The 16,432-nt window shown below is 51.9% G+C and carries 17 protein-coding genes; 9 read left to right on the top strand and 8 right to left on the bottom strand.

The annotated features are described in order from the left end of the window. Nucleotides 1–10 precede the first annotated feature (10 nt). Entirely contained in the window at nt 11–1,288 is a 1,278-nt protein-coding gene (locus IVG45_RS13385; protein WP_196434308.1) for a sugar MFS transporter, read from the top strand. A 123-nt stretch (nt 1,289–1,411) separates the two neighbouring features. Here IVG45_RS13385 and smbP read toward each other — a convergent pair whose 3' ends face one another. Beyond that, complete coding sequence (gene smbP, locus IVG45_RS13380) at nt 1,412–1,747, bottom strand: small metal-binding protein SmbP (RefSeq protein ID WP_196434307.1); 336 nt, start codon at nt 1,745–1,747, stop codon at nt 1,412–1,414. A gap of 248 nt (nt 1,748–1,995) precedes the next feature. On the opposite strand from smbP, the gene IVG45_RS13375 reads away from it, so the two are divergent. The 3 genes from IVG45_RS13375 to IVG45_RS13365 all read left to right on the top strand — a co-directional run bounded on the left by IVG45_RS13375 (nt 1,996) and on the right by IVG45_RS13365 (nt 4,780). Further along, the gene (locus IVG45_RS13375) at nt 1,996–3,003 is read left to right on the top strand and encodes a cytochrome-c peroxidase (protein ID WP_196434306.1); all 1,008 of its coding nucleotides are present in this window, start codon (nt 1,996–1,998) and stop codon (nt 3,001–3,003) included. 166 nt (nt 3,004–3,169) lie between these two features. Next, a complete protein-coding gene (locus IVG45_RS13370; RefSeq protein ID WP_196434305.1) occupies nt 3,170–3,586 on the top strand; it encodes a BLUF domain-containing protein in 417 nt (138 codons plus the stop codon). Between the two features lie 42 nt (nt 3,587–3,628). Beyond that, nucleotides 3,629–4,780, top strand: coding sequence for a fused response regulator/phosphatase (locus IVG45_RS13365; RefSeq protein WP_196434304.1), 1,152 nt, complete (start codon nt 3,629–3,631; stop codon nt 4,778–4,780). A gap of 52 nt (nt 4,781–4,832) precedes the next feature. Here the strand turns inward: IVG45_RS13365 and IVG45_RS13360 are convergent, their stop codons facing one another. Both IVG45_RS13360 and ppx read right to left on the bottom strand, forming a co-directional pair. After that, entirely contained in the window at nt 4,833–6,098 is a 1,266-nt protein-coding gene (locus IVG45_RS13360; protein WP_196434303.1) for a hypothetical protein, read from the bottom strand. 3 nt (nt 6,099–6,101) lie between these two features. Next, nucleotides 6,102–7,595: an exopolyphosphatase gene (ppx, locus tag IVG45_RS13355; RefSeq protein WP_196434302.1), complete on the bottom strand. Its 1,494-nt coding sequence runs from the start codon at nt 7,593–7,595 to the stop codon at nt 6,102–6,104. Between the two features lie 115 nt (nt 7,596–7,710). On the opposite strand from ppx, the gene IVG45_RS13350 reads away from it, so the two are divergent. From IVG45_RS13350 to IVG45_RS13340, 3 genes are all read left to right on the top strand, one after another. Further along, nucleotides 7,711–8,616, top strand: coding sequence for an ABC transporter ATP-binding protein (locus tag IVG45_RS13350; protein ID WP_196434301.1), 906 nt, complete (start codon nt 7,711–7,713; stop codon nt 8,614–8,616). Then, on the top strand, nt 8,613–9,377 hold the full coding sequence (locus tag IVG45_RS13345) for an ABC transporter permease (protein ID WP_196434300.1): 765 nt from the start codon (nt 8,613–8,615) through the stop codon (nt 9,375–9,377). Before IVG45_RS13350 ends, IVG45_RS13345 begins: the two co-directional genes overlap by 4 nt. Nucleotides 9,378–10,245: 868 nt before the next feature. Beyond that, a complete protein-coding gene (locus IVG45_RS13340) occupies nt 10,246–10,647 on the top strand; it encodes a lysozyme inhibitor LprI family protein (RefSeq protein WP_196434299.1) in 402 nt (133 codons plus the stop codon). 35 nt (nt 10,648–10,682) lie between these two features. Here IVG45_RS13340 and IVG45_RS13335 read toward each other — a convergent pair whose 3' ends face one another. The 4 genes from IVG45_RS13335 to IVG45_RS13320 are packed head-to-tail and all read right to left on the bottom strand — an operon-like array spanning nt 10,683 to nt 14,245. After that, nucleotides 10,683–11,393 carry a helix-turn-helix domain-containing protein gene (locus tag IVG45_RS13335; RefSeq protein WP_196434298.1) on the bottom strand — a complete coding sequence of 237 codons (711 nt, stop codon included), beginning with the start codon at nt 11,391–11,393 and terminating at the stop codon, nt 10,683–10,685. A gap of 4 nt (nt 11,394–11,397) precedes the next feature. Continuing rightward, the gene (locus IVG45_RS13330) at nt 11,398–12,435 is read right to left on the bottom strand and encodes a class 1 fructose-bisphosphatase (RefSeq protein ID WP_196434297.1); all 1,038 of its coding nucleotides are present in this window, start codon (nt 12,433–12,435) and stop codon (nt 11,398–11,400) included. Between the two features lie 24 nt (nt 12,436–12,459). Further along, nucleotides 12,460–12,699, bottom strand: coding sequence for a hypothetical protein (locus IVG45_RS13325; protein ID WP_196434296.1), 240 nt, complete (start codon nt 12,697–12,699; stop codon nt 12,460–12,462). Between the two features lie 31 nt (nt 12,700–12,730). Beyond that, the gene (locus tag IVG45_RS13320) at nt 12,731–14,245 is read right to left on the bottom strand and encodes a flagellar hook-length control protein FliK (RefSeq protein ID WP_196434295.1); all 1,515 of its coding nucleotides are present in this window, start codon (nt 14,243–14,245) and stop codon (nt 12,731–12,733) included. A gap of 340 nt (nt 14,246–14,585) precedes the next feature. Here IVG45_RS13320 and IVG45_RS13315 point away from each other — a divergent pair, with 340 nt between their 5' ends. Both IVG45_RS13315 and IVG45_RS13310 read left to right on the top strand, forming a co-directional pair. Continuing rightward, nucleotides 14,586–15,044, top strand: coding sequence for a hypothetical protein (locus IVG45_RS13315; RefSeq protein WP_196434294.1), 459 nt, complete (start codon nt 14,586–14,588; stop codon nt 15,042–15,044). A gap of 12 nt (nt 15,045–15,056) precedes the next feature. Then, complete coding sequence (locus IVG45_RS13310) at nt 15,057–15,608, top strand: PEP-CTERM sorting domain-containing protein (protein ID WP_196434293.1); 552 nt, start codon at nt 15,057–15,059, stop codon at nt 15,606–15,608. A gap of 79 nt (nt 15,609–15,687) precedes the next feature. On the opposite strand, the gene rpiA is transcribed toward IVG45_RS13310, so the two are convergent. Then, nucleotides 15,688–16,365: a ribose-5-phosphate isomerase RpiA gene (rpiA, locus tag IVG45_RS13305; protein WP_196434292.1), complete on the bottom strand. Its 678-nt coding sequence runs from the start codon at nt 16,363–16,365 to the stop codon at nt 15,688–15,690. Between the last annotated feature and the right edge of the window lie 67 nt (nt 16,366–16,432).

Here is a 16,432-nt window from a genome sequence, read left to right as displayed (position 1 = left end):
GAGGTAAGTTATGGTTTATCGAAATGATGCCGGTCAACAGTATTACTTGGGCTCGTTGACCATTCTTACCTCGCTGTTTTTCATCTGGGGTTTTATCACCTGTCTGAACGACATTTTGATTCCGCATCTGAAAGCGGTATTTACCTTGAGCTATACCCAGGCGATGTTGATTCAATTTTGTTTCTTCACCGCCTATTTCGTGGTGTCGCTACCCAGCGGCTATCTGGTCGAGAAGATTGGTTACAAGGGCGGTATTGTCGTTGGTTTGGCGATAGCGGGTTGCGGCTGCCTGCTGTTTTATCCGTCTGCTGGCCTACATTCCTATCCGCTGTTTCTGACGGCGTTTTTCGTGCTGGCTTCCGGCATTACTCTATTACAGGTAGCCGCCAATCCCTATGTGACCGTACTCGGCGCCCCGGAAACCGCATCCAGCCGGTTGACGCTGACCCAGGCCTTCAATTCGCTGGGCACCACGCTGGCGCCGTATTTCGGGGCGCTGTTGATACTGTCCACGGCGGTGAAAAGTGTAGATGAACTCAAGCTGCTGAATCCCGAAGCATTGTCGGCATATCAGGCGGCGGAAGCGGCGGCGGTGCAGAATCCCTATTTGTTTTTGGCGGCGGTGTTGTTTTTGATGGCGGCGGTGTTTGCGCTGCTGAAACTGCCGAAAATCAATCCGGAAACGCGGGAAACCGCAATAAATGCCGAACAGGATAGAGGCAGCGCTTGGCATTATCCGCATCTGGTACTGGGTGCGGTGGCGATTTTTGTCTATGTCGGTGGTGAAGTATCCATCGGCAGTTTTTTGGTCAATTTCCTCGGCGAGCCGGCCATCGCCGGACTGGCCGAGCAGGATGCCGGCAAATATGTGTCGTTTTATTGGGGCGGAGCCATGCTGGGCCGATTCGCCGGTTCGCTGGTGATGCAAAAGGTTCGCCCGGCAAAGGCCTTGGCGTTTAACGCCGTTAGCGCGGCATCGTTGGTGGTGCTGACCATGCTCGGCAGCGGCCAGCTGGCTATGTGGAGCATACTGGCGGTCGGTTTATGCAATTCGATCATGTTCCCCACCATTTTTTCGCTGGCGGTCGGTGGTCTGGGCCGGCATACCGGCCAAGGCTCGGGTATTTTGTGCGCGGCCATTGTCGGAGGAGCGGTTTTGCCCGTGATACAAGGCGCATTTGCCGACCGTTTAGGCATACAGCATGCCTTCTTTATCCCGGCGTTATGTTATGTCTATATTGCATACTATGGTTGGAGTTATGCAAGGTTGGCGCTTGGCAAGCCGTAGAAGGGGGCGCTATTTGTAGCGAGATCCTAATCCGATGCCCGATTAGCCGTGGCCTTGGGCGAGATGGTGCAAAAACGGGCTGATGCTTAACCAAGCCTCAGCCCGTTTTTGTTAATTAGACAATTATTTATTGCCTGCTTTCAGGTGCTCTACCGCGTCTTCGGCCGAATGAGTAGCCTTGTCGGCATGTTCCAGCTTACCGTGTTCGATGGCTTCCTTCAGCGAAGTGACTGCTTCGTGCATATGGTGCTTGGCGTCGCCCTTGGCAGCTTCGGCGGCTTTTTGAGCGTGATCCAGCGCGGTTTCCGCGTGTTCCACCAGTACCACCGAGTGACCGGCCTTACCGTGTTCCACGGCTTCCTTGGCATGAGTCAAGGCAGCGTCCGCATGCGGTTCGGCCAATACGGCACTGCCGAACAATAATAATAGGCTACCGGTTAAAAGTGTTAGCTTGTTCATGACTCCCCCTGGGTTGAAACGATAGGTAGGATTCGACGCATGGTGGGACAGGCCGCAAATGCCTTTTCGCAACTCGTCCGGCCATATCAGCGCCGGAATCGGTTGTGCTTTTTATGAGTGCATCAAAAAAATGCTAACGGTGGATGCTAGGTAAACGAATTAGTTCCCGCGTAATAAAATTTACCTGACGACTAGCTTTACCTTACAATTCAAGCTCGTTACTAATAATAACAACTTCGGAGGATGACATGTTTAAATTGCGTATGCTGGTCGCTGCGATAGCATTGACCGGTTCACTTTCCGTGATGGCGGCGGAAGCCTTGCCAACCACTGCACCGGCTCCGGCCGATAATCCCACCACGCCGGAAAAAGTGGAGTTGGGTAAGATGCTGTATCACGATCCCCGCTTGTCTTCGACCGGTACCGTGGCTTGCGCGTCCTGCCATAACACCATGTTGGGCGGCGAAGATAATCGCCCCAACTCGATGGGCGTAAATGGCCAAACCGGCGGTCGTAGCGCGCCTACCGTCTGGAACGCCGCTTTCAATAAAGTCCAGTTCTGGGACGGCCGCGCCGGCAGTCTGGAAGAACAAGCCGCCGGTCCCGTCACCAACCCGATCGAAATGGGTATGAAAAGCTGGGATGACGTAGTCGCTCGTTTGAAAACCATCAAGGGTTACCGTCAGGCGTTCGATCTGGCCTTCGGCAGCGACAGCGAGACCATCACCAAGGACAATGCCACCAAAGCCATTGCCGCTTACGAAAGAACTCTGATTACCCCCAACAGCCCTTACGACAAATATGTCGAAGGCGATAAAGATGCCATGACGGCCCAGCAGGTGCGCGGCATGCAAAAAGCGGTGGAATTGGGTTGTACTAGTTGCCATAGCGGACCGGCTTTCAATGGTCCCGGGGCGTTCCAAAAATTCCCGGTTCATTCTAGCGGCTATTTCGAAGCGCAGTATCACATTGGCAAGGATAAAGGTCTGGCGGAAGTCACCAAGAAAGAAAGCGACGAGCATATGTTCAAGGTGCCGACCCTGCGTAATATCGCTTTGACCGCGCCGTATTTCCATAACGGTTCTGTCAAAACCTTGGATAAAGCCGTCAAACTGATGGCCAAATTGCAGTTGGATAAGGATTTATCCGACGACGATACCGCAGACATCGTGGCATTCCTGAATGCATTGACCGGCGAATTCCCGAAACAAACCATGCCGACCCTGCCAGGCACGCCCGGCAGTACATTCAACTAATCCGCCGGAAACTAAAAGGGGCTGAAAAGCCCCTTTTTTATGCCGCGTTCGGCAATGCGTTCCGTAATTTCTCTGTCGATTCCCGCCTCGTAATGATTGGTGACACGCCCTAATCGGTATGTCAAACTCTCCACTCATAACCGACATTTTGCGTGAATCTATCTACATGGCTTGTCATCAATTGATTTATACCAGCCGTTCCGCATTTGAATTTGTGGAAACCGATTTGTTGAATATTTTAAATAAGGCTCAAAGCGCAAATTATCAACATAGGATTTCCGGATTGCTGGTGTATCACGCAGGAAAGATCATGCAGATGATTGAAGGCGATGAAGCCGATATAAAAAATTTATTTGCCAATATTCGGCGCGACTCGCGCCATACCGACGTCACGGTGGTGCTTGAGACGGATAGCCCGAAAAGATGTTTTGCAACCTGGGCAATGGGGTTTGCTATGAGCGATTGCTCGAACGGTCCGCTCGGCAATCAACCTTTTTACTTTTCCCTGGATGACATTAAGGCTGTTTGCTCGGCGCTGAAAGGCGAGGCCGGCGAGACATTCCTCGGATTTCTGGATAGTTGAATGGTCATCATGGCCGGTAATCCACGTAAGCGCTAATGTGAAATGAATTCCACCTCCCTGAAGATTCTGATCGTGGACGATGAACCCGCCAACCGGATTTTGTTGGAACGCTTTTTAAAAAATACCGGACATCAGGCCAGGTCGGCTGGAAACGGCGAGGAAGCCATTCGGCTCTTTAGGGATAAAACGCCGGATCTGGTGATCATGGATGTCATGATGCCGGGAATGAGCGGTCACGAAGTTACAAGACAGTTCAGGGAGTTATCCAAGGAGCGTTGGATCCCGGTGATCATGACCAGCGGGCTTGACAGTCCGGAGGATCAGATCGAGGGCTTGCAGGCAGGCGGGGACGATTACATCGTCAAGCCCATCAACTTGTCCATCCTGAGATACAAGATTCAAGCGATGCAACGCATTGCGGCCATGCAAAATGCCTTGTTCGAGGCGCTGCAAACACTGAAACAGCACCAAGACAAAACCGAAAAAGAGATCGGTTTGGCTCAGTACATGATGCGACAACTGACTCGCAATCAAGATTTGGCCGATCAGGGCATAGGGCACCTGAATATGCCGGCGGGCGCCTTCAGCGGCGATGTAGTGTCGGTGGTGCGGACTGAAACGGGACGGCAGTATCTGCTGTTGGCCGATGTGACCGGTCATGGCTTGTCGTCGGCGTTGAATGCCATTCCGTTGGTTGAAGCATTCTTTGAATTCGCCGAGAGCAATGCATCGCTGGAAATTCTATGCCGGGGCATAAACAGCCGCTTGAATCGCATCCTGCCGCCAGGATATTTCGTCGCGGCCATTTTAGTCGCGATAGATCCCGACCTGAGTACGATTCAGGTATGGAACGGCGGGCTGCCGCCCGCATTGTTCATGACTGCCGGGGGGGACGTTGTCCGCGACTGGCATTCCAGGCATCTTGCCCTGGGTATTCTTAAAGACAACGAATTCGATGCATCGATAGAAACCATGACCTGGACCATGCCGGGCCAAGTCATTATGTTTACCGATGGCTTGGTCGAGGCGACGGCGGCTGACGGCGAGGTGTTCGGCGAAGTCCGGTTAACGAAAATACTGGGCGATGCGGCGGCGGATGATCGACTGGTTCAGGTCGGGCTGGGTTTGACGACTTTTCTGGATGGGGTGGCTCCGCATGACGACATTTCGCTAGTGACTATCGATTGTGATTGAGTAGGGCAGGGTTGAGCCGACTCAATTCAGCGGAACCGAGGGCTATTCAAAATTAACGTGCTTGATACAACGGTAAGTCCGCGATGCGTTTATCGATTTCCGCAATCATATCCCGATAGGGCTGGCTGCCGGTATTGCCGAATCGGCTGTTGAATGTCGGTTCGTCCATTTGCTCCGGCAAGCCCTGGATATTCGGAATGATGGCGGTGTAATCCTTGGCTTCCGATAGCTGGCGCTGCAGCTCACGGGCTTGTTTCGGAGAAGCGATCGCAAGCTGGCCGAAGCGGGTGCCGGCCCGGTCCGCGGTCAAATCGATGAAGCTAAAGCCGCTGCCTTGTTCGGCGTCGCCCAGTTCCTTGTCTACGGCCAATTGCTCGCTCAACAACGAGGCGTCCACCGCCGCCAACAGGGCCGATGCGATAAAGTGTTGCGGAATGTCGATGCGTTTATAGGCAAACACCTGGTATTCCTTGCTGTAAACCAGGCCCAGCGGTAAATAACGGCGTAATTCGTGTTTGTAGATGTAACTGCCCACCGCGATGATCACCGCGCGGTTTTCTTGAATCGCGTTGTCATCCGTCGAGCGCTGATAGGCGGATGAAAACAAGGGTTGCAACAACTCCATCAGGGATAGGCGCCAGGCAGGATCATGTTGGCTGACGATGTCGTTGATCTGTTGTTGGTACAAATGCAGGTTAGGATATTCGCGGTGTTTTTGAATCGCCAGTTGCTTGGCCGCTTGCACCATGGAACCCAGATAACTGATTTGGAGGCCGTCCGGCGTGAAGCGGATGTCCTTGACGTAGTTATCGGCCAGTTGCCAGTATTTGCGTAGCGGAGTGGTATGCGCAATGGCCGGAATCAGATAATTCGCCGCCGGGTCGGGAACCGATATTTCGCCGATTTTAAAGGATTTGATTTTGACGCCGGTATCGGTTTGAAGCAATTTGAAGCTGAAATCCAGATATTGCCCCCAAATGGTCTTGGGCACGAACACCGCGATTTGGGCAAAAATGATTTGCTCCCCCACCTGAATCTGAACCGTATTTTCGAAGAAGTGATTCAGCAGGTAATTGACGGCGATGTTGATGTCTTTTTGATTCAGGACGATGGTCTTGATTTGGTCCCGTTCTTCCGGTGTCAGATGCAGGATTTGCTTGGCGCGTTGGATGTCGTCGCGATTCAGGCCCTGGTGCATTTTCAACAAGGGTGTGTCGTCAATCGCGAACAACAATAACAAATTGAACAGCAGGATGAATATCAGGCCGGCATAAAGCAGAATTCTGACCGGTTTGGGGATATTTAACGATTTGAACATCGATCAAAAGGCCAGATTGAACCTGGCTTCTTTCAGGTATTGTACTTCCTGGCCGAGGTCGGCCTGGGTCAACGGCGCTTGTTCCAACCATTGCTCGGGGAAGGTCAGTTGTATGTTTCTATCGTCGATGTTGATCTGAAAGTCTGGACGCTGGCTGTGGCGGTTGCGGTGCAATACCGTCGCCAGCCTGAACAGAATGGTCATGATCGGTGCGTGCCGGTCCCAGGGGCTAGGCAGGTCTTCGAATCTGGTCTGGCTGAGTTTTTTACGGTGACTGCGTACCAACCGGGACAGAATTTGCTGATCTTGTTTGGAGAAGCCTGCCAGGTCGCCGTTTTCAATGATATAGGCGCTATGCTTATGATATTGGCTGTGGGCAATTTCAAAGCCGATTTCGTGTAAATCCGCCGCCCATTCCAGGAATTGCAGACTGGCCGAATTGTCGTCAAAGCAAGGATGATGTTCCAGTTGCGCCACCATGTAACGCAGGGTTTCCTTGAGCTGTTCCGAATGGCGGATGTCGGTGTGATAGCGTTCGGCGATGGTCCGGCTGGTTTGCGAGCGGATGTCGTGATCGTAAATCCGTCCCAATAAGTCATACACCAGGCCTTCGCGCAAGGCGCCGTCGGACACGGTCATTTGTTGGATGTTCAATGTTTTGAACGTCGCATGGACAATGGCCACCGCGCCGATGAACACCGGACGCCGTTCCAAGCTTAGCGCCGGAAAGTTGATTTGATCGATGTGTTGTAGTGTCAGTAAATGCGCGACCAGTTGTTCCAGGCCGTCCAGCGTAATGCCGTTGTTGCTGAAGCCGGAGGTTTCCAGCACATTGCTGATGGCTTTCAAGCTGCCGGAAGCGCCGATGGCTTCGTCGAAGTTTCTGCTGTTGAACGTGTCCTGAAACGGCTCCAAATGGTGTTCGGCGAATAATGTGGCTTTTTTAAAGGCTTTTTTGGAAATGGCGCCGTTCTTGAAAAAACTTTGGCTGACTGTAACGCAACCCATGTTCAAGCTTTCCTTGGTGTGGGCCGTATCGTGTTGGCCGATGATATATTCGGTGCTGCTGCCGCCTATATCCATCACGAAGCGATTGTTGGCGTTACTGGACAGGCTATGCGCGACGCCTTGATAGATCAAGCGGGCTTCTTCGATGCCGGAAATGATGTGGATGGGATGGCCTAGAGCCTTTTCCGCCTTGCGGATGAATTGTTGGGAATTTTTAGCCAGGCGCAAGGTGTTGGTGCCGACGATGCGCACGCTGTTGGGGGCGAAGTTATTGATGCGTTGCCCGAAACGCTCCAAGCAGGCCAGGGCTTTTTCCTGAGTGGGTTGGTCGAGATATTTGTCTTCGCTCAAGCCGGCCGCCAAGCGTACCATTTCCTTCAAGCGGTCTATGATTTGCAATTTGCCGTCCTTCAGGCTGCAAATGATCATATGAAAGCTGTTGGAACCCAGATCGACGGCGGCAACACTGGTGGGTATGGGAGTAGGCACGGTTATGTTCCTGATTTAGGCTGAGGCGGCATCGGGAATTTTGTTAAAATTCCCGGCGTTAGGCGTTGTCCATTGGTCTCGCGCCTGTTCTAGTTGTCGCATTATAAACTACCCCATGAAGGCTTTATCCATTCAGAATCTAAAAAAGACCTATAAGAACGGTTTCCAGGCTTTGAAAGGCGTGGATCTCGAGGTGGATAGCGGCGATTTTTTTGCGTTGCTCGGCCCCAACGGCGCCGGCAAATCGACCTTGATCGGTATTATCAGTTCGCTGGTCACTAAAACCAGCGGCGTGGTGCAAGTGTTCGGTCATGATTTGAACAAGGATAATGAACAAGCCAAGAGCAGCATCGGCTTGGTGCCGCAGGAAGTCAATTTCAACCAGTTCGAAACCGTCAAAAACGTGGTGTTGTATCAGGCCGGTTATTATGGGATTCCGCGCAAACAGGCGCTGGCGCAAACTGAACAATGTTTGAAACAAATGGATTTATGGGACAGGCGCAATACGGTATCCCGGCGCTTGTCGGGCGGCATGAAGCGACGTTTGATGATAGCCAGAGCCATGGTACACAAACCGCGTCTGCTGATTCTGGACGAGCCGACCGCCGGGGTGGACATCGAAATCCGCCGCTCGATGTGGCAGATGATGCAAGAGGTCAACCGCGAGGGCACCACCATCATTTTAACCACCCATTATCTGGAAGAAGCCGAAAGCCTGTGCCGCAATATCGCCATTATCAATAATGGCGAAATCGTCGAAAAATCGGCCATGAACAGTCTGTTGAACCGGATACATACCGATCATTTTGTCTTGGATATTGGGCAAAGCCTGGAGCAAGCGCCGGTGATCGACGGCTATGACATCGAATTAGCCGATAGCCGGGTGTTGAATGTGGCGGTGCCGAAAAGCCTGGGGCTCAATCGCCTGTTTCAGCAGTTGTCGGCATTGCGGATCGAGGTATTGAGTCTGAAGAACAAATCCAATCGTCTGGAACAACTGTTTATCGATCTGGTGCAATGATGTATTCCGTCGCCTTTCGCACCATCCTGTTCAAGGAAATTCGCCGGTTTACCCGCATCTGGCCGCAAACGCTGTTGCCGCCGGCCGTCACCACCGCCTTGTATTTTTTGATTTTCGGCAGGCTGATCGGCGCGCGCATCGGCAGCGTGCATGGCGTCAGTTACATGGATTACATCGTGCCGGGAGTGGTATTGATGTCGGTGATCAGTCATTCATATTCCAACGTAGTGTCGTCGTTTTATTCCACCAAGTTTCAGCATCATATCGAGGAACTGTTGGTGGCGCCGGTACCCAACTGGGTAATATTGACCGGTTATGTCTGCGGCGGTATCGCCAGGGGCGTGATGGTCGGCGCGGTGGTGGCGGCTATTTCCATGCTGTTTACCCAGGTTAGCGTCACCCACTGGGGAATCGCCGGTGCCATGCTGTTGTTGACGGCAACGATATTTGCCTTGGCCGGCTTTATCAATGCGGTGTTCGCCGACAGTTTCGACGATATTTCCATCGTCCCCAACTTCGTGTTGACGCCATTGAGTTATTTGGGCGGGGTGTTTTACTCGTTGGCGATGCTGCCGCCGCTATGGCAAGGCATTGCCCGCTGCAACCCGATTTTGTACATGATCAATACCTTCCGCTATGGCCTGATCGGCGTGACCGATGTCGATGTCGTGCTGGCGTTTGCAATGACAGTGGGGTTTATTGTGTTTTTGAGTGTGTTCAGTTTGTGGTTGTTGAACAAGGGTGTTGGGATTAAGAATTGACATTGGCTTAGTCGCGCATGCGATGCTTATCGAGAAAAATTTACACAATGTATGTGGAATATCGGGGTGAAAGTGCCTGAAAATACGCTCAATATCAACTTATCAGGCAGATTTGCCTACTAATCAATTGTTAGGTTGCTTGTATGTCATGGTTTCTTCGATACATGTTTGCATTATTACCCGCTGCTGTAACACTCGGCGGTTGGCAGTTAGCCGTTTGGGCGTATGAATACTTCGAATGCCAAGGCAATCTCAAAAACCTTGCACAGTGCTCTGCTGGTACAGTCGAGTTGTTGCCCTGGCTCGGAGTTGGTCTCTTTTGGTGTCAACTCTTATCGTTCGTTACAGTGCCCGTTTCAGCCTGGCTCCTTTTCAAGGTCGGAGCAAAACATATTGGTGCTCACAATGGGTCCGCAACCTAACCCAGCGCTCAAAGGGACGCGCCGCCCGCTAGCCGTTTTGAAGTTTTGTTTTTTACCAGGGTGCGCAGGCTTCGTTAAAGTCAGCCAAGCGGCGCGCCCCTTAGCCCGCGTAGGGCGCAATAACCAACGGGCATTGCGCCGAATGAATAAAACCCGGCATGCGGCGCAATACGGCTATCGCCTATTGACGCCCTACAGATTACACCTTACGGCGCCTTGGTAGCCAAACTCCAACTTGGCTACCCGATCTTGAAAGCGCCTGTTTCCTGATCAAATCAATGAAAGCTGGAGCTTTCAAGACGTTGTTCCCAAACCGGAGTTTGGGAACCAGTGGGTAGGGTACGCATCGCGTACCTTCTTCGGATATTTCGCACCGTTTAATATTTGAAACAGGTACGCGATGCATATCCTACATTGATTGAGTTTTTCGTTGCCGAGGTTGCTCTATGCATCAAATAGTTTTCTGGTTCGTTATCGCGCTTGCTCCAATAGCATCATGGGCCGATGATGAGATCAAATGTAATGAAGCTGGGAACCAATTAGAGCTTAACGCTTGTGCGAGTGATGACTTTGCTAAGGCGGATCAAGAGTTAAATCAAACCTATCAGGCTCTGATCAAAAAAGAGGCTGATGCCCCGTTATTTATTAGCAAACTGCGTCTCGCCCAAAAAGCTTGGCTATCATTTCGTGACGCCGACCTAGAAGCAAGGTTTGCATGCGCGGAAGAGGATGTAAGGATCTGCTGGGGTAGCATGTATCCCCTGTTGTTATTATCTAGCAAGGCTGAACTGACCCGCGAAAGAACCAGACAGCTTCAGCAAATTTTGAAGGATGGTCGCGGCTCATAGGCTGGGACCAACAACGCAAATCCCAGCCCGCGGCATCAATCCACCGGTTGCAGCAATCCTTTCAATAAGCTCAGGTTTTTGATCTGAATGAAGCGGTTTTGCACCACGATCAAATTGTCATCCTGAAATTTCTTCAACAAGCGGCTGACGGTTTCCAGGGCCAGGCCCAGATGATTGCCGATTTCCTGGCGGGTCAGCGATAGTTTGAATTCCGACGACGAAAATCCCCGGCGTTTCAGGCGCTCCGACAAACTGATCAGAAAATAGGCCAGGCGCTCTTCCGCCGGCCGTTTGCTGAGTACCAGCTGATTTTTATCTTCCAGCATTTTTTCGCCGGAATGGCGGAACAGTTCACGCGTCAGGCCGGGCAGGTTCTGGAACAGTTGATCGATATTGTCGGCCGGCAGGATGCAAAAGGTCATGGTTTCCAAGGCAATCGCCGCGCAGCCGTGGCGTTCGTTGGATAAGCCGTCGAAGCCCAATAATTCGCCGGGCAGTAATATGTTCAGGATATGCTCATTGCCGTGGTTGTCGTTGGCAATCAGTTTGGCGCTACCGGATTTGATCGCCAGTATGCCTTTGAAATTATCGCCTTCGCGATAGATGAAATCGCCGCGTTGCAGGGTTTTTCGGGCTTTAACCACTTTGCTGATGTTGTCGATTTCGGCCTGAGACAAGCCGCGTGGTAGACAAATGTTATCGAGACTGCAGTTGCTGCAAATAACTTGGTTATGGGACGCGTTCAAGTTTCTAGCCGTTGGATGGTTGTTGGTAATAGCTGATAAGGCGTTCGACTTCATTTTTGGATCCGAAAATCAACGGTACTCGTTGGTGTATGTCATGCGGTTTTAGTTCAAGCACCCGCTCCTGGCCTGTGCTGCAAACGCCGCCGGCTTGTTCGATGATGAAAGCCATGGGATTGGCCTCGTACATCAGGCGCAGTTTGCCGGGCCTATCCGGGTCGCGTAAGTCGTAGGGGTAGAGAAACACGCCGCCGCGATTGAGGATGCGGTATACGTCGGCCACCAAGGAGGCCACCCAACGCATGTTGAAGTTCTTGCCGCGCGGGCCTTCCTCGCCGGCCAGGCATTCGTCGATATAGCGTTTGACCGGTGGCTCCCAAAAACGTTGATTGGACATGTTGATGGCAAATTCGCTGGTGTCTTCCGGGATGCGCATGTTGTGATGAGTCAGGATGAATTCGCCTATATCCTGATCCAAGGTAAAACCATTGACGCCTTTGCCGGTGGTCAGCACCAGCATGGTCGACGGGCCGTACAGCACGAAGCCGGCGCAGACTTGTTCGGTACCCTTGCGCAGGAAATCCTCGGTTTCCGGTTCCACGCCTTCGCGGCAGCGCAGCACCGAAAAAATGGTTCCGACCGTCAGGTTGATGTCGATGTTGGACGAGCCGTCCAGCGGATCGAACAACACCAGATATTTGCCTTTCGGATATTGTTTGGGGATTTTGATCGGATCGTCGATTTCCTCGGATGCCATGCCGCCCAAGTGTCCACCCCAGTCCAGGGCCTTGACCATGATGTCGTTGGTGATGATGTCGAGTTTTTTCTGCACCTCGCCCTGCACGTTTTCCGATTCGGCGCTACCCAATACGCCGATCAGCGCGCCGCGGTTGACGCGATGGGAGATCTGTTTGCAGGCGGTGACGATATTATTCAGCAGCAGGGTAAAGGTGCCGGAAGCGTCCGGCAGGCCGCGTTGTTGCTCGATAATGAATTGGGTTAGGGTGACTTGTTCGGTCGGGCCGGTTTTTAATGTCTGGGTCATCGGTTACAAAATTGGGGTGGAGGGTTAGGCAAAGCGGTCGCTGATGACTACTTGATTGATGGTTGGTCGGCCGTTGCCGGCTCGATCAGGGTGTAGGACCATGCGGAGGTACTCGAAATCAAAGCCGCGCGGCGGAATATTCAAGGCGGTCGGCGACAATAGGCCTAACGATAATAGCGATTCGATTTCCTGTTTCATCAAGCTATGAGCCGGGGCGAATTGCTCGACGGAACGACGCGATTCAATGGCAAATTGAGTGTCCATGCAGTGTCCTGGTGTATTTGCGGCAGTGTGTTCAGGCTTTTTCGCTTAGCAGATGGGGCACGGGTGTTTTAATGCTGTCAGTCTGTGCGGGCAGGCCTTGGTGGGCTTCCATAAATCCGGTTGTTAATCCTTTTTGCTCGAACTGCTGTTTTAGGTAGTCGAGGTGGGCGTTGATTTTCTCTACTGTGTCGGCGGCTTCGCTCCAGAAGCGGGTATTGACGGAGCCGTCGTAGCAGGAAATTTTGCAGTGTATTGTAGCAAGATCGGGCGGGGTTATGGTAATGCTGACGGCCCAGTTTTTTTGCGGGTCATCGCTTTGGCCGCTTTTATCGCGCTCGATTTCAATTTTTACGCTGTTGGCGGCGTCGTTATGAAAAAAAGGCAGTTCCAATACCCAGCCCTGTTTGGGCGAGTCATCCTTGGGTAGCGAGTTGAGTTGGTCCAGCGTGAGTTTGGCGAACGCGCTCTGGGCTTTTTGCAGGCTTTCCTTCAATGTTTCGCTGTTCTCGGTCGATTTGTTGCCGGTTTCGGCCGCCAATTCCTGGTTGAGTAGATGGATCAATTTACTCAGTTTGAGTTTGAAGTCGTCTTGCAAGGAAAAGTCTTGTCTGCCCGCCAACAGCTCGGCCAGTTTGCTTTCCAGAAATAAGCCCGATGCGTTAACCGCTTGTTTCAGTTGTGTCGGTTCGGTGAGTTGTGGCCTGGCGGGTATGCCGCTCAAAATTTTCTGGGCCAGATTTTTTAGGGTTTCGGCCAGCGAGGCGTCGGTCAGCAGTTCGGGCAAGGCTTGTTGCAGATGAGTAATCAACGGTGCCGGTGAGGCTTGGATTGGCAATAATTGTTTGAAGGCCTCGATGATTTGTCGTTCGCTATCGATGGGCGTGGCTAAAACCGTAAAAGTGGGTTTGTCGCCGGCTTTTACGACTTGCAAGGTGAGCTGAGTTCCCGTCGCAAGGCTTGTGGCTAGCGGTGCCGAGGCTGTCGGATGGTTGGCCGTGGTCGGCGGCAATATTTGTTTGGCATCCAATGTCAGCAGAAGATTGGCCGGCGTCATGGTCGCTGGTGTTGACGGCAGTCCGCTGTTTACCGGCATGGGCAGTAGTTGTAGGGTGATTTTATTGTTGGCGATGCTGATGATGCTAGCTGGTAACTGTTGGCCGGTTTGCAGATCGCTTAGTTTGATAGTTGTATCGGGTGTGCCGGAAGCGGGCTGACTCGCCAATTTTAGGATCAAGTTGTCCAGTGCAAGTGGGGGTGCAAGCTGCGCGGTTTGAGGCGAGGCTGGCGGCAGGATTTTAAATTCAGGCTGCGGCAGTAGTTTGACGACTTGTAATTGTAGGGTCTGTCCGCTTTGCAAGGTCAGCGGTTGCTCGGTGCGTACGGTGAGGGTTTTGTCGGCCACTTTCAAGGCCAGCGTGTTCAGCATGATCTGAGTGTCGACTACCTTGGCTTCCAGCAATTGATGCATTTTCAGGTTTAAGCCGTCGCCGCCGGCTTTGTTGACGGCCAGTTGCGGATTCGCGTTCAAGGGCAACTTGATATCCATGGCGGCAGGATCAAGCGCCAAAAAACGAGCAATGTGGGCGTGTTTGTATTGTCATGTCGTCAAGGACTCGATCAAGGTTATCGGCTTACCATGCCATGGGCCACAGTGTACGGTTTTCGGCGTGAATTATGAAACAAAATACGTTTGGCATCCGAAAGACTACGTTTGGCATAGGGCGGCGGCTGGTAATGTTTCTTATTTAAGATTTATCATAGACCCCAGGTTAAGCGGAATGTTTTTGCACTCTTAACCTGTTGATTTGGTTCTGAATTTGATGCGGGGGACGAATTGGATTCAATCAGTGAGTTTTTAACTGAAAAATAATTATAAGGAAAATGTCATGAAAAAAATCTTGTTTGTCGCTTCCACTCTTTTCATCGCGGGCCAAGTTCAAGCCGGACCGATCACCCCATGTACTCAGGCTAATCTGAATGGGAGTTATGTGGTTTATAACGCAGCGGTCAATAGCCAAACACTCAATCATAACGGCCGTTGCGAAATCAACATTAATGCGGGCGTGCTAAGCGGAACCTGTGTATTCGGTACTAACTCATCCGGCCAACCCGGCTACAATGGTCCCGTGCATGGTACCGCAGTCATGAACACCAACTGTTCGGCCGATGTGACCATGGGGTTTGACCCCGTTCCCGGAGTCGTCCACATCGATTCCAATTTCGATTTGCAATTTTCACCTAACAAAGAATCCTTCGTCGGTAGTTTTGGTAACAATTTCGGTGTGCAAGGGGTCACCAACGGAACCCGCTTCAATCCACAATTACCATCAACTCCAGCACAATAAAGGGCAATCGGCATGATTAAAAAATTGTTATCGATTGCGGCGGTTGCGGGTTTGATTTTTTCTGCTTCCGCGGCGAATGCGGCGTTATATACATTCACTCAGACCGGTTTCACCGGTGGCGCTACAATTACCGGGGCGTTCGAAGGGGAAGATTTGAATCATGATGGATATATCAAGGGGGCTACGTTTTTCGCTGAAGGCTTAAGCGAAATCAGTGCATTCAGTGTATCCTTTTCGGGCAATGCTTTTGTATCGGCATTCAGTCAGGCCTACACGGATCTGACTTTATTCGGGTTTGACATCTCGAGAACGGCAATGGGGAATGCGGCTGTAGAGGGCATTGCCACCAATTGGTTCGAAGGCACTGGCCGTTATCAGTATTTAACCGGCGTCGGCGTGAACGGCGCACAAGATGGCTATGTGGTGGATACCTTGACTGGTATTTATGACGGTTCTCCCAATCTTGTTTCGGTCACCCCGGCCGCTGTTCCCGTTCCTGGCGCGGTCTGGTTGTTCGGTTCGGCATTGATGGGTTTCATCGGCCTGAAACGCCGCAAGGCATAAATTGCCTTGGCGCAATCGTTGCCCATAAAAAAACCGCCCTTCGGGGCGGTTTTTCTTTTGTCTGGAATAAAAGTGCTGCTTAGTAGCTAATCACTTCCGAACCTTTGCCTACCAACACCACATCCGCGTCGCGCATCGCGAACAGGCCGTTGGTGATCACGCCTGGAATATTGTTGATGGCTTGTTCCATCTCGACCGGATTTAGGATGTTCATGTTGTGAACGTCGAGAATTTCGCAGCCGTTATCGGTGATGTAGGGTTTGCCGGTTTCCTTGTTGATGCGCAGTTCCGGTTGGCCGCCCAGTTTGACCAGTTGTCTGGCGACAAAGCTGCGCGACAGCGGCAGCACTTCGACCGGCAACGGGAATTTACCCAACACGTCGACACACTTGGTTTCGTCGACGATGCAGACGAATTTTTTGCTGGCGCCGGCGATGATTTTTTCGCGGGTCAGCGCGCCGCCGCCGCCTTTCAGCATTTTTTTGTGTGGAGTCACTTCATCGGCGCCGTCGACATACACTTCCAAGTCGCCGGTTTGATTCAGTTCCAGCACTTTGATGCCGATCGATTGTAAATGCTCGGTGGTTTTGATCGAGCTGGAAACCGCCGCTTCGATGTCGTGTTTGAAATCACAATCGGCCAGTTGATTGATCAAATGAGTGACGGTCGAGCCGGTACCCATGCCGATGATCGGGACATTTTTCAAATATTGCAGTGCAGCCGCGGCCACTTGTTTTTTTAATTCATCTTGAGTCATTGTTTTTCTTCCTGACGAGGGTTTGCTTTTAAATCCGACACGGCGGTGCGACCGTGTTTGTGTGGGA

The sequence above is a fragment of the Methylomonas sp. LL1 genome, assembly GCF_015711015.1.
In the GTDB taxonomy this organism is placed as follows: domain Bacteria; phylum Pseudomonadota; class Gammaproteobacteria; order Methylococcales; family Methylomonadaceae; genus Methylomonas.
Note: the sequence above shows the minus strand (reverse complement) of the source record. Positions and strands in the feature narration are given on the sequence as shown.

Excerpts from the sequence above, each read along its gene's own strand:
- IVG45_RS13365 (WP_196434304.1), top strand. The coding sequence starts at position 3,629 with ATGAATTCCACCTCCCTGAAGATTCTGATCGTGGACGATGAACCCGCC.
- IVG45_RS13330 (WP_196434297.1), bottom strand. The coding sequence starts at position 12,435 with ATGACCCAGACATTAAAAACCGGCCCGACCGAACAAGTCACCCTAACC.
- IVG45_RS13310 (WP_196434293.1), top strand. The coding sequence starts at position 15,057 with ATGATTAAAAAATTGTTATCGATTGCGGCGGTTGCGGGTTTGATTTTT.
- IVG45_RS13320 (WP_196434295.1), bottom strand. The coding sequence starts at position 14,245 with ATGGATATCAAGTTGCCCTTGAACGCGAATCCGCAACTGGCCGTCAAC.
- IVG45_RS13385 (WP_196434308.1), top strand. The coding sequence starts at position 11 with ATGGTTTATCGAAATGATGCCGGTCAACAGTATTACTTGGGCTCGTTG.
- smbP (WP_196434307.1), bottom strand. The coding sequence starts at position 1,747 with ATGAACAAGCTAACACTTTTAACCGGTAGCCTATTATTATTGTTCGGC.
- IVG45_RS13375 (WP_196434306.1), top strand. The coding sequence starts at position 1,996 with ATGTTTAAATTGCGTATGCTGGTCGCTGCGATAGCATTGACCGGTTCA.
- rpiA (WP_196434292.1), bottom strand. The coding sequence starts at position 16,365 with ATGACTCAAGATGAATTAAAAAAACAAGTGGCCGCGGCTGCACTGCAA.
- IVG45_RS13350 (WP_196434301.1), top strand. The coding sequence starts at position 7,711 with ATGAAGGCTTTATCCATTCAGAATCTAAAAAAGACCTATAAGAACGGT.
- IVG45_RS13325 (WP_196434296.1), bottom strand. The coding sequence starts at position 12,699 with ATGGACACTCAATTTGCCATTGAATCGCGTCGTTCCGTCGAGCAATTC.
- IVG45_RS13360 (WP_196434303.1), bottom strand. The coding sequence starts at position 6,098 with ATGTTCAAATCGTTAAATATCCCCAAACCGGTCAGAATTCTGCTTTAT.
- IVG45_RS13370 (WP_196434305.1), top strand. The coding sequence starts at position 3,170 with ATGGCTTGTCATCAATTGATTTATACCAGCCGTTCCGCATTTGAATTT.
- IVG45_RS13315 (WP_196434294.1), top strand. The coding sequence starts at position 14,586 with ATGAAAAAAATCTTGTTTGTCGCTTCCACTCTTTTCATCGCGGGCCAA.
- IVG45_RS13345 (WP_196434300.1), top strand. The coding sequence starts at position 8,613 with ATGATGTATTCCGTCGCCTTTCGCACCATCCTGTTCAAGGAAATTCGC.
- IVG45_RS13340 (WP_196434299.1), top strand. The coding sequence starts at position 10,246 with ATGCATCAAATAGTTTTCTGGTTCGTTATCGCGCTTGCTCCAATAGCA.